This window comes from Pseudooceanicola lipolyticus (assembly GCF_002786325.1).
GTDB classification, from domain to species: domain Bacteria; phylum Pseudomonadota; class Alphaproteobacteria; order Rhodobacterales; family Rhodobacteraceae; genus Pseudooceanicola_C; species Pseudooceanicola_C lipolyticus.
In genome coordinates this window covers 1-16,079 of sequence record NZ_PGTB01000045.1, presented here as the reverse complement: position 1 = coordinate 16,079, position 16,079 = coordinate 1, and the positions used below count along the sequence as shown (strand labels likewise).

Annotated in this window: 14 protein-coding genes; 6 read left to right on the top strand and 8 right to left on the bottom strand. The window is 65.9% G+C overall.

Features of this window, described 5'->3' with window-relative positions; all coding sequences use genetic code 11:
* Positions 1–189 precede the first annotated feature (189 nt).
* Both CVM52_RS12385 and CVM52_RS12380 read right to left on the bottom strand, forming a co-directional pair.
* Entirely contained in the window at positions 190–522 is a 333-nt protein-coding gene (locus tag CVM52_RS12385) for a DnaJ family domain-containing protein (RefSeq protein WP_100162808.1), read from the bottom strand.
* A gap of 80 nt (positions 523–602) precedes the next feature.
* Positions 603–3,716 carry a valine--tRNA ligase gene (locus tag CVM52_RS12380; protein ID WP_100162807.1) on the bottom strand — a complete coding sequence of 1,038 codons (3,114 nt, stop codon included), beginning with the start codon at positions 3,714–3,716 and terminating at the stop codon, positions 603–605.
* 215 nt (positions 3,717–3,931) lie between these two features.
* Here CVM52_RS12380 and CVM52_RS12375 point away from each other — a divergent pair, with 215 nt between their 5' ends.
* Positions 3,932–6,229 carry a xanthine dehydrogenase family protein molybdopterin-binding subunit gene (locus tag CVM52_RS12375; RefSeq protein WP_100162806.1) on the top strand — a complete coding sequence of 766 codons (2,298 nt, stop codon included), beginning with the start codon at positions 3,932–3,934 and terminating at the stop codon, positions 6,227–6,229.
* On the top strand, positions 6,207–7,286 hold the full coding sequence (locus CVM52_RS12370; RefSeq protein WP_100162805.1) for a T6SS phospholipase effector Tle1-like catalytic domain-containing protein: 1,080 nt from the start codon (positions 6,207–6,209) through the stop codon (positions 7,284–7,286). Before CVM52_RS12375 ends, CVM52_RS12370 begins: the two co-directional genes overlap by 23 nt.
* A gap of 6 nt (positions 7,287–7,292) precedes the next feature.
* Here CVM52_RS12370 and CVM52_RS12365 read toward each other — a convergent pair whose 3' ends face one another.
* Positions 7,293–8,504 (bottom strand): polyhydroxyalkanoate depolymerase, encoded by a 1,212-nt coding sequence (locus CVM52_RS12365; protein WP_100162804.1) that lies wholly within the window; start codon positions 8,502–8,504, stop codon positions 7,293–7,295.
* A gap of 98 nt (positions 8,505–8,602) precedes the next feature.
* Between CVM52_RS12365 and CVM52_RS12360 the strand changes: the two genes are divergently transcribed.
* Complete coding sequence (locus CVM52_RS12360; protein WP_100162803.1) at positions 8,603–9,256, top strand: glutathione S-transferase family protein; 654 nt, start codon at positions 8,603–8,605, stop codon at positions 9,254–9,256.
* 43 nt (positions 9,257–9,299) lie between these two features.
* Here CVM52_RS12360 and CVM52_RS12355 read toward each other — a convergent pair whose 3' ends face one another.
* Both CVM52_RS12355 and metF read right to left on the bottom strand, forming a co-directional pair.
* A complete protein-coding gene (locus CVM52_RS12355; protein WP_100162802.1) occupies positions 9,300–9,791 on the bottom strand; it encodes a PaaI family thioesterase in 492 nt (163 codons plus the stop codon).
* Between the two features lie 54 nt (positions 9,792–9,845).
* Positions 9,846–10,712, bottom strand: a complete 867-nt coding sequence (gene metF, locus CVM52_RS12350) for a methylenetetrahydrofolate reductase [NAD(P)H] (RefSeq protein ID WP_100162801.1) — start codon at positions 10,710–10,712, stop codon at positions 9,846–9,848.
* Positions 10,713–10,808: 96 nt separating this feature from the next.
* Here metF and CVM52_RS12345 point away from each other — a divergent pair, with 96 nt between their 5' ends.
* The gene (locus CVM52_RS12345; RefSeq protein ID WP_100162820.1) at positions 10,809–11,714 is read left to right on the top strand and encodes a LysR family transcriptional regulator; all 906 of its coding nucleotides are present in this window, start codon (positions 10,809–10,811) and stop codon (positions 11,712–11,714) included.
* Between the two features lie 13 nt (positions 11,715–11,727).
* On the top strand, positions 11,728–12,705 hold the full coding sequence (locus CVM52_RS12340) for a ketopantoate reductase family protein (protein WP_100162800.1): 978 nt from the start codon (positions 11,728–11,730) through the stop codon (positions 12,703–12,705).
* A gap of 46 nt (positions 12,706–12,751) precedes the next feature.
* Here CVM52_RS12340 and CVM52_RS12335 read toward each other — a convergent pair whose 3' ends face one another.
* A complete protein-coding gene (locus CVM52_RS12335; protein WP_100162799.1) occupies positions 12,752–13,792 on the bottom strand; it encodes an NADP-dependent oxidoreductase in 1,041 nt (346 codons plus the stop codon).
* Positions 13,793–13,895: 103 nt separating this feature from the next.
* Between CVM52_RS12335 and CVM52_RS12330 the strand changes: the two genes are divergently transcribed.
* Positions 13,896–14,687 (top strand): inositol monophosphatase family protein, encoded by a 792-nt coding sequence (locus tag CVM52_RS12330; RefSeq protein ID WP_100162798.1) that lies wholly within the window; start codon positions 13,896–13,898, stop codon positions 14,685–14,687.
* An 18-nt stretch (positions 14,688–14,705) separates the two neighbouring features.
* Here the strand turns inward: CVM52_RS12330 and CVM52_RS12325 are convergent, their stop codons facing one another.
* Together CVM52_RS12325 and CVM52_RS12320 are read right to left on the bottom strand one after the other, a co-directional pair.
* Positions 14,706–15,083 (bottom strand): GFA family protein, encoded by a 378-nt coding sequence (locus tag CVM52_RS12325; protein WP_100162797.1) that lies wholly within the window; start codon positions 15,081–15,083, stop codon positions 14,706–14,708.
* Complete coding sequence (locus tag CVM52_RS12320; protein WP_100162796.1) at positions 15,080–15,823, bottom strand: rhomboid family intramembrane serine protease; 744 nt, start codon at positions 15,821–15,823, stop codon at positions 15,080–15,082. Before CVM52_RS12320 ends, CVM52_RS12325 begins: the two co-directional genes overlap by 4 nt.
* Between the last annotated feature and the right edge of the window lie 256 nt (positions 15,824–16,079).

The following is a 16,079-nucleotide window of genomic DNA, read 5'->3' as shown; positions in this document are numbered from 1 at the left end:
GATAACGGGAATGACACCCGGGGGTTCAACAGAGTGCGCACCCAAAGGTCAAGTGCAATCGGGGCGTCACAGGGTCACGATCGCCGATGCCGGGCGGATCGGCGGGCGGCGAGGCCCCGGATCGAAGTCCGGGGCAGGCTCCATATCAGCCGCAGGGAAGCCCCGGAGCAAATCCGGGGCAGGGGCGTGTCAGCGAAAAAAGGCGCGGCGGGCATCGCGCGCCATGTCATAGCGCATCTGCAAATCGGCGATGCGGGCCATCGCGGCTTTCTTAGCCGCGGCGCCTTCCGCCTGTTGCCAGGCGCGCCGCGCCGCCTCCAGCTCGGCCTTGATGCGGAATTCCTCCGGCAGCGCCCCAGCCTCGGCCATGATCCGGTGGCCGGCGGCCAGCGCCGGATCGACCAGCGCCTCGCCGGCGCGGTCGGGCAAAGGCCGGCCCTCGCCGGCCAGCCCCGACAGCTGGCCCTGCGCGGCGGCTTTGCCGATCTGCCGCTCGACAAGGGTGCGGAAGGCGCGCGTCATGGCAGCAGCATAAGACTCCAACCCCCGGCGCGGCAAGGGCGCCGGGGGTCGGATTAGTCTATTCCTCGAAGAGGAGAAGATCAGGCGATTTCGGCCAGACGCGCCAGCGCCTCGGTCAGGCGGGCGGCTTCCTCTTCGCGGGCGGCGAGGTTGCCGCGGGTCTCTTCCACCACCTCTTCGGGGGCGGATGCGACAAACTTCGGGTTGTTCAGCCGGCCGCGCAGGCCGCCCAGTTCCTTTTCCAGCTTGCCCAGGGTCTTTTCCAGCCGGGCCTTTTCCTCGGCGATGTCGATGACATCGGCCAGCGGCAGGCCAAAGGTGCCGCCCGGCACCGGAATGGTCACGGTGCCCTTGGGAAAGCTTTCGACCTCCTGCAGGTCGGCCAGGCGGGCGAGGCGGGTGATCAGCGCCGCGTTGCGCGCCCAGGCGGCCTGGCCGGCCGCGTCCAGCCCGTTGACGACGATCGGGATATGCAGCCCCGCCGGCACATGCATCTGGGCCCGGGCCGAGCGGATCCCTTCGATCAGGCCGATCACCCAGGTCATCTCGCGGTCGGCCTCGGCCTCGACCAGTTCCGGGCCATAGGTCGGCCAGTCGGCATGGACCAGCAGCGTTTCGCGGCTTCCGGACAGCGCCCAGAGCTCTTCGGTGATGAAGGGCATGATCGGGTGCAGCAGCACCAGGCACTGGTCCAGCACCCATTTCATCGTCGCCTGGGTCTCCGCCCGCGCCGGATTGTCCTCTTGTAGCAGCGGTTTGGAGAATTCGACATACCAGTCGCAGACCTTGCCCCAGACAAAGCGGTACAGCGCGCTGGCGGCGTCGTCGAAGCGGAAATTCTCCAGCGCCTCGTCGACCTCGGCCCGGACCTTGCCGGTTTCACCGATGATCCACTTGTTCAGCGTTTCCTGTGCCGCCGGGATGTCCTGCGCCGCGGTGTCGAACACGCCGTTCATCTCGGCGAACCGGGCGAAGTTCCACAGCTTGGTGCCGAAATTGCGATAGCCGGCGATGCGGCTGGTCGACAGTTTCAGATCGCGGCCCATGGCGGCCATCGCGGTGAGGGTAAAGCGCACCGCATCGGCGCCGAATTCGTCGATCAGCTCCAGCGGGTCCAGCACGTTGCCCAGCGATTTCGACATTTTCTTGCCCTTCTCGTCGCGCACCAGCGCGTGGACATAGACGGTGTCGAAGGGTTTCTGGCCGACCACGGCATATTGCATCATCATCATCCGGGCGACCCAGAAGAAGATGATGTCAAAGCCGGTGATCAGCACTGAGGTGGGGAAGTATTTCTGCAATTCCGGCGTCTGCTCGGGCCAGCCCAGCGTGCCGATCGGCCAAAGACCAGAGGAGAACCAGGTGTCCAGCACGTCGGGGTCGCGCCAGACCGGATAGATCAGGCGGGTCGGGTCCTGGTCCAGCTCGTATTGCGCCAGGCTCTGGGCAAAGGCGTGGATCGCCGCGTTGCGGTCGGCCACCTCGACGATGCGGGCATCGGCCAGCGGATGCGGCGTGTCGGCCAGGGCGTCGCGGAAGGCGGGCAGGACGCCGTCGAGACTGGCGGCGCAGTGATGCAGGTCGCCGGCATGGACCAGCCCGTCCAGCAGCAGCCGGCCCAGTTCCACCAGGTCCAGCACGCCATCGCCATCCTCGTCCTGAAAGCCGGGCGCCGACAGGTCCAGCCCGTACCAGACCGGGATCTGATGCCCCCACCACAGTTGGCGCGAGATGCACCAGGGCTCGATATTCTCCAGCCAGTGGAAATAGACCTTGGCGTCGCGCTCGGGCAGGATCTGGGTGTCGCCCTGTTTCACCGCATCGATGGCGGGGCCAACGATCTGCGCGGTGTCGACGAACCACTGATCGGTCAGCATCGGCTCGATCACCACTTTCGAGCGGTCGCCAAAGGGCTGCATGATCGGCTTGTTCTCGACCAGCGGCACCATGCCGGTGTCGAAACAGACCTTGCCGTCGCTGTCATCGGGCTCGCCCGGGATCATCACCGCCAACCCCTCGGCGGTGATCTGCTCGACCACCTTCTTGCGCGCCTCGAACCGGTCCAGCCCGCGCAGGTCGTCGGGCACCAGGTTCAGCGTGTCGACCTCGGTCTCGGTGAACTCGCTGCCCTGGGCGATTTCCTGCGCGCGGGCGGCGCAGCTGGCATAGGCCTCGCCGTCGTCGCGCATCTGCCCCTTGGTATCCATCAGCCGGTACATCGGGATGGCGTTGCGGCTGGCCACCGCATAGTCGTTGAAATCATGCGCGCCGGTGATCTTCACCGCGCCCGAACCAAAGTTTGGATCCGGGTAGTCGTCGGTGATGATCGGGATCTGGCGGCGATGTTCCTTCGGGCCCACCGGGATCTCGCAGAGCTTGCCGACAATCGGCGCGTACCGTTCATCCGAGGGGTGAACCGCCACCGCACCGTCGCCCAGCATGGTTTCGGGCCGGGTGGTGGCAATCGAGATATAATCGCGGGTTTCGCGCAGGGTGACGTTGCCGTCCTCGTCCTTCTCGACATATTCATAGGTCTCGCCGCCGGCCAGCGGGTATTTGAAATGCCACATATGGCCCGAGACCTCGATATTCTCGACCTCGAGATCGGAAATCGCGGTTTCGAAATGCGGGTCCCAGTTGACCAGCCGCTTGCCGCGATAGATCAGGCCCTTGTTGTACATCTCCACAAAGACCTTGATCACGGCATCGTGGAAATTGCCCTCTTCCCCCTCGGGCGCGCCGGGGCCACCCGACATGGTAAAGGCCTCGCGGCTCCAGTCGCAGGAGGCGCCCAGCCGCTTGAGCTGGCCGATGATATTGCCGCGCGACTTCTTCTTCTGCGCCCAAACCAGGCCGATGAAGTCCTCGCGGCTCATGTCGGTGCGGCGGCGGTTCGACGCGGCCAGTTCCCGTTCAACCACCATCTGCGTGGCAATGCCGGCATGGTCGGTGCCCGGCTGCCACAGCGTGTCAAAGCCCTGCATCCGCTTCCAGCGGATCAGGATGTCCTGCAGGGTGTTGTTGAAGGCGTGGCCCATATGCAGCGAACCGGTCACGTTCGGCGGCGGGATCATGATGCTGAAGGTGTCGGGCCGCGAGGCATTGGCGCCGGCCGCGAAACAGCCGGCCTTTTCCCAGGCCTCGTACAGCCGGGCTTCGGCCTTGTCCGCGTCGAATGTCTTTTCCATCGCCATGCCTGATCGTCCTTGAGGTTTCGCGCACGGTCTACCCAAAGGCGCGGCCAAGGGAAAGACCCGGCTAAAGCGTCACGTCGGCGGCACCAGATGCTTAACCCGTACAGAAATTTTTGCGATCTGGCGCATTCCAGGCGTATCGGGCGCCGGCGCGTCTGGACATTGCGGGTTCGGGGGTTAGTGTCTGGCCGGCACCCAGGCAAGAGGCAAGATTCATGGAAAAATTCGGACGCAGCCAACCGGTGAAGCGGGTCGAGGACCTGCGCTTTGTAACCGGGCAGGGGCGCTATGTGGACGATATCGCGCCCGAGGGCGCGCTGTTCGCCTATTTCCTGCGCAGCCCGGTGGCCCATGCCGAAATCACCGGGCTTGACCTGGACGCGGCGCGGCAGGCCGAGGGCGTGCACCTGGTGCTGACGGTGGAGGATCTGGAAGCGGCGGGAATCGATGTGGCCCTGCCGGGGGTGGTGGTGAAAAATCGCGACGGCTCGTCCGCCGTGGATGCCCGCCGCCCGGCGCTGGCCAAGGGGCGGGTGCGCTTCGTGGGCGAGGCGATTGCCTGCGTGGTGGCCGAAACCCTGGATCAGGCGCGTGACGCCGCCGAACTGATCGAATTCGACTATGACGAGTTGCCGGCCAAGCTGGATATCGGGCCCGGCGGCGAGACCCTGCATGATGCGGCGCCCGACAACCTGGCCTATGATTTCGGCATCGGCGACGAGGCCGCGACCCAGGCCGCCTTCGAGGCGGCGGCGCGGACCGTCAGCCTCGAGGTCGGTGACAACCGCATCATCGTCAACGCGATGGAGCCGCGCGGCTGTTACGCCGAATGGGACGGCACGCGGCTGCACCTGGCCTTCGGCGGGCAGGGGGTCTGGGGCGGCAAGTCGATGCTCTCCGCGGCTTTCGGGCTGGACCCGGAAAACGTGCGGGTGACCAACCCGGATGTCGGCGGCGGCTTTGGGATGAAGGCGATGGTCTATCCCGAATATATCCCGGTGGCCCAGGCCGCGCGCGCGCTGGGCCGCCCGGTGCGCTGGATGGCCGACCGCACCGAATCGATGCTCAGCGACAATGGCGGGCGCGATCTGGTGTCGCTGGCCGAACTGGCCTTCGACGAAAACAACAAGATCACCGCCTATCGCGTCACCACGCGGTCGAATCTGGGGGCCTATAACTCGAACTTCGGCCAGATCATCCAATCGAACCTGTTCGCCCGCGTGCTGATGGGCACCTATGACGTGCAGACCGCCTGGCTGAATGCGCGCGGCTATTACACCAACACGGTGCAGGTCGATGCCTATCGCGGCGCCGGCCGCCCTGAGGCGATCTATGTGCTGGAACGGGTGATGGACCGTGCCGCGCGCGAGCTGGGCGTTGACCCGCTGGAACTGCACCGGATCAACTTCATCAAACCCGACAGCTTCCCTTACAAGACGGTCACCGGGGAAAATTACGATGTCGGCGATTTCAGCAAGGTCCTGGCCCGCGCCGAGGAAGAGGCCGATTGGTCCGGCTTTGCGGCGCGCGCCGCGGCGGATGCCGCCAAGGGCCTGCTGCGCGGGCGCGGCCTGAGCTATTACATCGAAAGCATCCTGGGCGATCCCTCGGAAGGCGCCAAGGTGGAGTTCCACGACGACGGCACGGTCAGCATCTATGTCGGCACCCAGTCGAACGGGCAGGGGCATGAAACCGTCTATGCCAAGTTCCTCAGCGACCAGACCGGTATCCCCGTCGAGATGATCCAGGTGGTGCAGGGCGACAGCGACCTGATCGCACAGGGCGGCGGCACCGGCGGGTCACGGTCGGTCACCACCCAGACCAATGCAACCCTGGCCACGGTCAGCACCATGGTCGAGGCCTTCGCACCCTACCTGGCCGACAAGATGGGGGTCGAGGCCGACAGCATCACGTTTGACGAAGAGGGGTTCCGCGCGCCGGGGTCGAACCTGGCGCCGACCTTGCTGGAGGCGGCCGACATGGCCCGCACCGACGGCCGCACCGACCTGCTGGTGCACGAGGCGCGGGCGACGCTGCCGGGCCGGTCCTATCCCAACGGCGCCCATATCGCCGAGGTGGTGATCGACCCCGACACCGGGATGGTGCGCGTCGATCGCTATACGGTGGTGGATGATTTCGGCAACCTGATCAACCCGATGCTGGCCGAGGGCCAGGTGCATGGCGGCGTGGTGCAGGGGATCGGCCAGGCGCTGACCGAACACGTGGTTTATGATGCCGACGGCCAGCTTTTGACCGCGACCTTCATGGATTACGCCATTCCGCGGGCCGACAATGTGCCGATGATCGGCTTTACCTCCGAACCGGTGCCCTCCACCGCCAACCCGATGGGAATGAAGGGCTGTGGCGAAGCCGGGACCGTCGGCGCACTGGCGGCGATCTCGAATGCAGTGCAGGATGCGGTTTGGGAGCGAGGCAACCGGCAGGTCGACATGCCCTTCACGCCGGCACGAATTTGGGAACTGCTGAGGGATGAACCTATCGCGGCTGAGTAAGAGGCTACTGGGCTGGCTGGGCCGGCCGCTCAGGACGGCCCATTCGCCCGAGGCGCCGCTGCGCGGCCCGCGCACCCATGTGATCATCCTGGACGGCACGCTCTCCAGCCTCGAACAGGGCTATGAGACCCACGCCGGCATCGCCTACCGGCTGTGCCGGGAAATGGGCGCCGATGTTTCGGTCTATTACGAGGCCGGCGTGCAATGGGAGAATTGGCACGCCACCCTGGACGTGCTGATGGGGCGCGGCATCAACCGCCAGATCCGCCGCGCCTATGGCTATCTCGCCTCGCGCTACCGGCCCGGTGACAAGGTGATGTTCTTGGGCTATTCGCGCGGCGCCTATGCGGTGCGCTCGCTGGCCGGGGCGATCGACCTTGTCGGGCTGCTCAAGCCGGAACATGCAACCGAGCGCAACATCCGCACCGCCTATCGCCATTACCAGTACGCCCCGGATTCGGACAGCGCCCGCGCCTTTGCCCGCGCCTATTGCCACCCGGTGCTGCCGATCGAGATGGTCGGCGTCTGGGACACGGTCAAGGCGCTGGGGCTGCGGCTGCCCTATTTCTGGCAGCGTGCCGAGGCGGAACATTCTTTTCACAACCACCATTTGGGCCGGTCGATCCGCAACGGGTTTCATGCCCTCGCGCTGCATGAAACCCGCGAGGTCTATGCGCCGATCCTGTGGAGCACGCCGCAGGACTGGCCCGGCCGGGTCGAGCAGGTGTGGTTCCGCGGCACCCATGGCGATATCGGCGGCCAGCTGGGCGGCTTCGAGGCGGCGCGGCCGCTGGCCAATATCTCGCTGGTCTGGATGCTGGACCGGGCCGAGGAATGCGGCCTGCCGCTGCCCGCCGGATGGCGGGCACGGTTCTATACCGACCGCGACGCGCCCTCGGTCGGGACCTGGCGTGCCTGGGGCAAGATCTTCATTCTGCGCAAGCCGCGGGTGGTCGGGCAGGATTGGACCGAACACCTGCACGAGTCGGTGCGCCCCGACGATCTGCCCGACTGGCTGGGCGATACCGGAACGGTGCGCGCGGAAAGCGCCCAGTGACCAGGCCTATTCCATCGCCAGGATCATGTTGCGCACCACCGGGTAGATCTCCTGTTCCCACCGGCGGCCGTTGAACACGCCGTAATGGCCGACATTGGCCTGAAGATGGTGGCGTTTCAGATGCGGCCGCAATGACCGGCACAGGTCATGCGCGGCTGAGGTCTGCCCCAGCGAACAGATGTCGTCGCGCCCGCCTTCGACGGTCAGCAACGCGGTTTTGCGGATGGCGCCGGGATCGACCAGTTCGCCGCGATAGGTGAAGGTGCCTTCCGCCAGCTCGGGGCGCTGGAAGATCCGGTCGATGGTTTCGACGTAGAATTCTTCGGTCAGGTCCAGCACGGCGAAATATTCGTCGTAGAAATCCTTGATCTTCTGGGCATCCCTGGTCTCGCCACGGGCCAGGTGGCGGTACAGTTTCTGATGCTGGGCGCGGTGGCGGTCCATGTTCATCAGCATGAAGGCGAACAGCTGCACAAATCCCGGATAGACCCGGCGCCCGCCGCCGGGATAGCGGGCCGGTACGGTGCCGATCACCGCGGTTTCGAACCAGCTGAGCGGCTTGTCATTGGCCAGGTCATTTACTGCGGTGGGGCTTTCACGCACGTCGATGGGGCCCGCCATCAATGTCATCGTGCGCGGCGTGGCCGGGTTGTTCGCGCTCGACATCACCGAAACCGCGATCAGCGTCTGCACGCAGGGCTGGCACACCGCCAGCACATTGCCGCCGGGGCCGATCTCTTCCAGGAAGCGGATGACGTAGTCGACATATTCCTCGACGCCGAAACGCCCGGCCGACTGCGGCACGTCGCGGGCATTCACCCAGTCGGTGATATAGACGTCGTGATCGCGCAGCATCACGCGCACGGTGCCGGCCAGTAGGGTGGCAAAATGGCCCGATAGCGGCGCCACGATCAGCACCGGCGGCTGTGCGGTGTCGATATCCTTCTTGAAATGCAGCAGCTTGCCAAAGGGCAGATCCAGCGCGATCTCTTCGGTGACCTCGACCTCGCGGTTGCCGACGCGGACCGAGTCGATGCCGAAGTCGGGGCGGGTATGGGTCAGCTTGAACCGGGTGATCATTTCCATCAGCGCATCGACATGAAACGCGCTGCCGTTCATCAGCCCGGTGCCGGGCAGGTCGGTGAAACGTCCAAGACCAGCAGCCATTCGAAACGGGGCGATCAGATCGTCCTGAAACTGGTACATCTGGTAGAGCATAAAGCTGTCCTTCCGGCCGTTCCCAAAAAAATTAGTGCAATTTATGCTGCAGTGCGACAAAATTATCTGCGACGCAGAAAAATATCCACGGAGTCGGCATGGCACGGGCGACACTCACGATTTCTTCTAAAAATTACTCGTCCTGGTCGCTGCGCGGTTGGCTGCTGTGCAAGATGGCGGGCATCGAGTTCGACGAGAAGCCGGTCGATCTGGACGATCCGGAGAACCGCCAGGAACTGCTGCTGCTGGCGCCATCGGTGCGGGTGCCGCGGCTGAGCCATCGCGGCGTCGAGGTCTGGGACACCCTGGCAATCGCGGAATATCTGCACGAGGTCGCGCCCAAGGCCGGGTTGCTGCCCTCGACCCGCAAGGCCCGCGCCCATTGCCGGGCGGTGTCGGGCGAGATCCATTCAGGCTTTTACAACCTGCGTTCGGCCCTGCCGATGAACCTCAAGGCCAGGCATGAAAGCTTCAAGATCTTCTCGGGCGCTCGGCCGGACGTGCAGCGGATCAAGGAGATCTGGACCGATTGCCTGGACACCTATGGCGGGCCGTTCCTGTTTGGCAAGCCGACCCTGGCCGATGCGATGTACGCCCCGGTCTGTACCCGGTTCCGCACCTATGCGGTCGAACTGGAGCCCGATTTGGCCACCTATTGCGACACCATCTTCGGCTGGGCGCCGATGCAGGAATGGATCGCCGCCGCGCTGGAAGAACCCGACGAGGTCGAGGAACTGGAAGTCGAATTCTGATTGCGCCTGTCCCGGTCCCCGATCCCGCCCGCACGGTCTCGGGTCACGCCAGCGCCATGATGATGCAGGTGGTCGATCCGGTGGCATATAGCTTGCCGTCTTCGACCCCGCGGATCTCGCCATGCGCCACGCCGGTCGAACGCCCGGCATGATCGGTGAGGCCGACGCAATCGATCAGCATGCCCAGCGGGATCGGCCGGATGATGTTGATCTTGTATTCCAGCGTTGTGTAAACCGACCCTTTCGGCACCTTGGTCATCACCGCGCAGGCCATCGAACTGTCCAGCAGGGTGCCGTACCAGCCGCCATGCACCGTGCCCATCGGGTTGGTGGTTTCAAAGCCGGGCGCGCCGCGGAACACCACGCGGCCGTCATCCACCGCGTGCAGGGTATAGCCCATGGTCGCCGCGATCGGCGGCCCGGGCAGGCGGCCCTCCAGAATGCCCTGCATGAATTCCAGCCCCGAAAGGCCCAGCAGCTCCGCCCGACTCAGCAGGTCGGAGGGCGATTTGGCAATGTTCTCCGCAACGGTCATGACTGCGCCTCCCAACTGGCAGGACGCTATCAGCCCGTGCGGGCCAGGCAAGTCTTACGCGACGTTCTGCAGCGTCGTCTTCGGCGTGACACCCAGCGCATGGCAGACATCGCGGGTCAGTTCCGGACGATTCAGCGTGTAGAAATGCAGCCGGTCGACACCTTCGTCGATCAGGGTGCTGCACAGCTCGGTGCAGACCGCGGTGGCCAGCAGATCCTCGCGCCCGTCGCGGGTGGCCTTTTCAAAGGCCTCGGACAGCCAGGCGGGGATCTTGGTGCCGCAGCTGCGGGCAAATTTCGACGCGCCCTTCCAGTTCTCGATCGGCAGGATGCCCGGCGTCACCGCCTTGTCGATCCCGGCCTTGGCGCAGGCATCGCGGAACCGCAGGAAGGTGTCGGCTTCGAAGAAGAACTGGGTCAGCGCCTCGTCGGCGCCGGCATCCAGCTTGGCTTTCAGCCAGTCGATATCGGCCTGCCCGCTTGCCGCCTCGGGATGCACGTCGGGATAGGCGCCGACGCGGATGGTGAAATCACCGGTTTCGGCCAGGGCCGAGATCAGCTCGACCGAATTGGCAAAGCCACCGGGATGCTGTTTGAACGCGCCGGTGCCCTTCGGTGGGTCGCCCCGCAGCGCCACCAGCTCTTTCACGCCGGCCTCGGCGAAACCGCGGGCGATCTCCAGGGTTTCTTCCTTGGTGGCGCTGACGCAGGTCAGGTGCGCCGCGACATTCAGCCCCGAGGATTTGTGCAACGTCGCCACCGCCTCGCGGGTCAGGTCGCGGGTGGTGCCGCCGGCCCCATAGGTGACGGACACAAACCGCGGACCCAGCGGCGCAAGCGATTGCACGGTGTCCCACAGCCGGAACGAGGCCTGGAGGGTCTGCGGCGGAAAGAATTCAAAGGAAATGGTTGGCGCGGACATGACAGGTGAATCCTTTTGCAATTGGTCCCTTGTCGCATATCGGCGAATGTGAGACAAACTCATATTACTCAAGAACAACATGAGTAGCGCGATATGATGCATCTTGAGTTCCGCCACTTGCGCACCATCAAGGCCATTCACGATGCCGGTGGTCTGGCCCGGGCGGCGGATCAGCTGAACATCACCCAAAGCGCCCTGAGCCATCAGATCAAGGGGCTGGAAGACCAGGCGGGTGTTGAACTTTTTGTCCGCCGGTCCAAGCCGATGACGCTGTCGGCGGCCGGCTTCCGGCTGCTGCGGCTGGCCGAACAGGTGCTGCCCCAGGTCGAGGCCACCCTGGCCGAGTTCTCCGGCCTGCGCGAGGGCAAGGCCGGGCGGATGCATATCGCCATCGAATGCCACGCCTGTTTCGAATGGCTGTTTCCGGTGCTGGAAGAGTTCCGCAAGGACTGGCCCGATGTCGATGTCGATATCCGCCCCGGCTTGGCCTTTGACGCGCTGCCGGCGCTGCAGAAGGAAGAGGTCGACCTGGTGGTGTCGTCCGATCCCGAGGAATTGCCGGGGGTCGAGTTCATCCCTCTGTTCGACTATGCGCCGGTTTTCGTCGCCGCCGCCGCGCATCCCCTGGCGGCCAAACCCTATGTCGAAGCGGCCGATTTCCGCGACCAGACGCTGATCACCTATCCGGTCGAACGCACCCGGCTGGACGTGTTCAGCCAGTTGCTGATTCCGGCCAAGGTGGAACCGGCGGCGGTGCGCCAGGCCGAGCTGACCGCGGTGATCCTGCTGCTGGTCGCCTCCAACCGGGGGGTGTCGGTGCTGCCCGACTGGGTGGTGCGCGAAGTGAAATACAGCTCCGACTATGTCACGCGACCGTTGACCAAGCGTGGTATCACGCGTCGGCTTTATGCCGCGGTGCGCAGCGAAGACCGGGAAAAACCCTTTGTGCGGCGGCTGATCGAACTGGCGCGCGTCGAGGCGCGTAAATTGCAGGACAGGTGAGGGAACAGAGCGGATGAGAGTGATTGTACACGGCATCGGTGCCATCGGCGGCACCGTGGCGGCAACCCTTGCACTGGCCGGGCACGAGGTGGTCGGCATCGCCCGTGGTGCCCAGCTGGCGGCGATCCGTGCCCAGGGCATGGTGGTGCGCACGCCCGACAGGGTGCTGACAGCACGCTTCGATTGTGTCGCCGATCCCTCCGAGATCACCTTCCGCCCCGATGACGCGATCCTGCTGACGGTCAAGTCGCAGCAGACCGAGGCGGCGCTGGACCAGCTGGCGCGCGCCGGTGTCACCGACCAGCCGCTGTTCTGCGCCCAGAACGGCGTCGCCAATGAGCGCCGCGCGCTGCGGCGGTTTCCCAATGTACATGGCGTCACGGTGATGATGCCGGCGGACTATCTCACCCCGGGCGAGGCGGTCTGCTACGGCACCCCGCGCCACGGGATCTTCGACATCGGCTGCTATCCCGGCGGCACGGATGCGGCGGACACGGCGCTGGCGGCGGTGCTGAACACCGCCGGCATCGCGGCCTTTGCCGACCCGAGCGTGATGGAAAGCAAGTACGGCAAGCTGCTGATGAACCTGCAGAACATCGTCGAGACCGCGATCGGCGCGGGCGAAGCGGCGCGCCGGCTGCACGCGCTGCTGGAGGCAGAGGCCAAAACGGTGCTGACCGCCGCCGGCATCACCTGGCGCGACGTCGGCGCCAGCGATCCGCGACGCGCGGAGCTTATGCGGATGGGCAAGGTGGCCGGGGTGCAGCGAGCCGGCAGTTCCACGGCACAAAGCCTGGCGCGGCAGACCGGATCGCTGGAGACCGATTTCCTCAATGGCGAGATCGCGCTGCTGGGCCGGCTGCACGGCGTGCCCGCACCGTTGAATACCGGCGCCCTGCGGCTTGCCGCGCGGCTGCTGCGCGAGGGGCTGGCACCGGGCGCGCTGCCGGTATCCGAAGTCGAGGCGATGCTGGGAATCCAGCCCGCCTGACGCGGCCGCGGCTGCCTTCGATCGGGACCGCGACCGCCCCGGCGGTTCAGACCAGCTTGACGATCTGCTTGCCGGTATTGCCGCCCTTCAGCATCGACATGAAGGCCGCCGGCGCGTTTTCCAGCCCTTCGGCCACGTCCTCGGCATAAGCGATCTCGCCCGCCGCAACCTTGGGGGCGATTTCGGCCAGGAAGTCGGGAAAGCGGTTCCAGTGATTGGAGATGATGAATCCGTTCACCGACAGGAACCTGACCAGGATGTTGCGCCACAGCGCCGGGGCGCTGGGTTCTGCAACCTGGGCGCCGCTGCCCAGACCGCCGGCATTGTACCAGGCGATCATGCCACAGATCGGGATCCGGCCATGCGGGTTCATCAGCGGCAGCACTGCGGCCAGCACCCGGCCGCCGACATTTTCGAAATAGATGTCGATGCCGTTGGGGCATTGGTCGGCCAGCGCCTTGCGCAGATCCGAGGCGCTGTCATAGGCGCGGTGATCCAGGCAGGCGTCAAAACCGAACTTGTCGACCGCCATCGCGCATTTCTCGGCGCCGCCGGCAATGCCCACCGCGCGCAGGCCCAGCGCCTTGGCCACCTGGCCCACCATCGAGCCGACCGGCCCGGTGGCGGCCGCCACCACCAGCGTCTCGCCGCGCTGCGGCCGGCCATGTTGCATCAGCCCGTACCAGCCGGTGAAGCCGGGCATGCCCAGCACCCCCAAGGAGGTGGTCAGCGGCGCCTGCGCCGGGTCGACCCTGCGCAGCATCTTGCCGGGCAGACAGCCATGGCTGGCCCAGCCGAACATGCCGAAGGCAAAATCGCCGGGTTTGAACTTCGGATCGTTCGAGGCGATCACCTCGCCGACGCCGCCGGCCTCCATGGTGCCGCCGATCGGCACCGGCGCGGCATAGGATTTGGCGTCATCCATGCGGCCGCGCATATAGGGGTCCAGCGACATGTAATGCACCCGGACCAGCACCTCGCCCTCGCCCGGGGTGGGCAGGGCCTTGGGTTCATGGCGGAAATTCGCGGGCTCGGGCGCGCCTTCGGGGCGGCTGGCCAGCGCGATGTGATACATCTGTTCGGTCATGGGGCTCCTCCTTCGGATGGTGGCGACCGTGACCGCTCGGGCGGGCCTTGGCAAGAGGGGCGGCGGCGCGTATAGCGCGCCCTGATCCCGAAGGAGCCAGCAAATGATAGGCAGCGCCAATCTCAACATCATGATCAAGGCCGCACGCAAGGCGGGCCGGTCCCTGGTCAAGGACTTCCGCGAGGTGGAGAACCTGCAAGTGTCGATGAAGGGCGCCGGCGATTTCGTCAGCCGCGCCGACATCGCCGCCGAGGCGATCCTGAAGGAAGAGCTGATGGGGGCGCGGCCCACCTATGGCTGGCTGGGCGAGGAAGGCGGCGGCGAGGACGGCAAGGACCCGACCCGGCGCTGGATCGTCGATCCGCTGGACGGCACCACCAATTTCCTGCACGGCCTGCCGCATTGGGCGGTCTCCATCGCGCTGGAACACAAGGGGCAGGTGGTGGCCGGGGTGGTCTTCGACCCGGCGAAGGACGAGATGTTCTTTGCCGAGAAGGGCGCGGGCGCCTGGATGAATGACAGCCGCCTGCGGGTGTCGGGCCGCAACAAGATGATCGAAAGCATCTTTGCCACCGGCGTGCCCTTTGGCACGCGCCGCGACCTGCCGGAAACTTTCAAGGACCTGGCGCAGCTGATGCCGGTCTGCGCCGGGGTGCGGCGCTGGGGGGCGGCGGCGCTGGATCTCGCCTATGTGGCGGCGGGCCGCTACGAGGGGTTCTGGGAACGGAATCTGAACGCCTGGGACCTCGCCGCCGGGCTGGTCATCGTGCGCGAGGCGGGCGGCCTGGTCGAAACGCTGCGCAAGGGCGGCAATATCCTGGAAGATGGCGAGGTGGTCGCCGCCAACGAGGCGATCTTCAGCCAGTTTGCCGGGGTGCTGCGCGACCGCGGCTGAGGCCGGGATCGCGCCGCGCTAGCGGTCAGAGGGGTGGTTGATGCCGTCGGTCCACGGGATCGGCTCGAAATCGCGCGGGTTCACCCCCTCGATACAGCCCAGGTTGACGCCGCATTGGCTGACATCCGACCGCCGCCGGTGATGGGTGTAGATGCCGCAGGTCTTGCAGAAATAATGCCGCGCGGTATGGCTGCCCCAGCTGTAGCAGCCAAGATTGTCGGCCCCCTGCAGCACCTTCAGCGTGTCGGCCCGCGCGGTCACCGCTGCCGCCTGCCGCCGGCGGCAGAAGGAACAGTCGCAGCGCGCCGCATCGCTCAGGCCATATGGCAGCTCGGCTGCGATCACCACCGTGCCACAATGACAGCTGGCGCGGATATGCAGCGGCGCGGCACTCATTTGCGCCGCACTTTCGGGATGCTGGAGCGGGCAAAGGCGTAATCGGCCTCGGGATGCGGCGGGTGTCCCTCGGTGCGCCGCCAGAACCGGGCGCCGCCACGCCGCGCCAGCAACGGCAGGGTCAGCAGCAGCCCAAGCACAAAGCCGCCGATATGCGCCCAATAGGCCACCCCACCCATATCCGGGTCGGAGGCGACGCCGCCCAGCAGCTGCATGCCGAACCACAGGCCCAGCATCAGCCAGGCGGGCAGCGGGAAGATGCGGAAGAAGACGATGAAGATGATCAGGATATCGACCTTGGCCTTCGGGAACAGCAGCAGATAGCCGCCCAATACCCCGGCAATGGCGCCCGAGGCGCCAACCGTGGGCACCAGCGAGTCGGGGCCGCTGACCACGTGGATCAGCCCGGCGCCGATGCCGCAGGCGAGGTAGAACAGCAGATAGGGCAGGTGCCCCATCTCGTCTTCCAGGTTGTCGCCGAAGATCCACAAAAACAGCATGTTGCCGCCCAGGTGCATGAAGCTGGCATGCAGGAACAGCGAAGACAGCAGGGTGTAGACATGCCGCCCCTCGCTCAGCCAGGCCGGGACGATGGCCCAGTCGGCATAGAATTGCAGCAGCGCGCGCTCGTCCCCCATCAGGCCGAAATAGCCGAGGTAGGCCAGCAGGTTCGCCGCGATCAGCGCGTAGGTGACATAGGGCGTGCGCCCGGAGGGGTTGTGATCGCGGATCGGAAACATGGGCCGCACGCTGCGCACAAAGCGCCCGGGCGTCAAGCGCGCAATGCGCCGCCGGCCGGGTCACGGCCGGCGTCTGATCCGCGTCCGTTTGTACATACGCAACCGGTCTTGACCGCACGCGCCCCCGTTCAGCGGTCAGGCGCGCCCGCCCAGCAGCGCCGCATTGCCGCCGGCGGCGGTGGTGTCGACGCAGATATGCCGCTCGGTCCGCACATGGGCCAGGTCAGGCCGGCCCCTGAGCAGCGGCACAAGCGGG

Bases quoted from the DNA above. Each gene is read 5' to 3' on its own strand.
- CVM52_RS12330 (WP_100162798.1), top strand. From the start codon at position 13,896: ATGATAGGCAGCGCCAATCTCAACATCATGATCAAGGCCGCACGCAAG.
- CVM52_RS12335 (WP_100162799.1), bottom strand. From the start codon at position 13,792: ATGACCGAACAGATGTATCACATCGCGCTGGCCAGCCGCCCCGAAGGC.
- CVM52_RS12355 (WP_100162802.1), bottom strand. From the start codon at position 9,791: ATGACCGTTGCGGAGAACATTGCCAAATCGCCCTCCGACCTGCTGAGT.
- CVM52_RS12320 (WP_100162796.1), bottom strand. From the start codon at position 15,823: ATGTTTCCGATCCGCGATCACAACCCCTCCGGGCGCACGCCCTATGTC.
- CVM52_RS12325 (WP_100162797.1), bottom strand. From the start codon at position 15,083: ATGAGTGCCGCGCCGCTGCATATCCGCGCCAGCTGTCATTGTGGCACG.
- CVM52_RS12360 (WP_100162803.1), top strand. From the start codon at position 8,603: ATGGCACGGGCGACACTCACGATTTCTTCTAAAAATTACTCGTCCTGG.
- CVM52_RS12365 (WP_100162804.1), bottom strand. From the start codon at position 8,504: ATGCTCTACCAGATGTACCAGTTTCAGGACGATCTGATCGCCCCGTTT.
- metF (WP_100162801.1), bottom strand. From the start codon at position 10,712: ATGTCCGCGCCAACCATTTCCTTTGAATTCTTTCCGCCGCAGACCCTC.
- CVM52_RS12345 (WP_100162820.1), top strand. From the start codon at position 10,809: ATGCATCTTGAGTTCCGCCACTTGCGCACCATCAAGGCCATTCACGAT.
- CVM52_RS12380 (WP_100162807.1), bottom strand. From the start codon at position 3,716: ATGGCGATGGAAAAGACATTCGACGCGGACAAGGCCGAAGCCCGGCTG.
- CVM52_RS12370 (WP_100162805.1), top strand. From the start codon at position 6,207: ATGAACCTATCGCGGCTGAGTAAGAGGCTACTGGGCTGGCTGGGCCGG.
- CVM52_RS12340 (WP_100162800.1), top strand. From the start codon at position 11,728: ATGAGAGTGATTGTACACGGCATCGGTGCCATCGGCGGCACCGTGGCG.
- CVM52_RS12385 (WP_100162808.1), bottom strand. From the start codon at position 522: ATGACGCGCGCCTTCCGCACCCTTGTCGAGCGGCAGATCGGCAAAGCC.
- CVM52_RS12375 (WP_100162806.1), top strand. From the start codon at position 3,932: ATGGAAAAATTCGGACGCAGCCAACCGGTGAAGCGGGTCGAGGACCTG.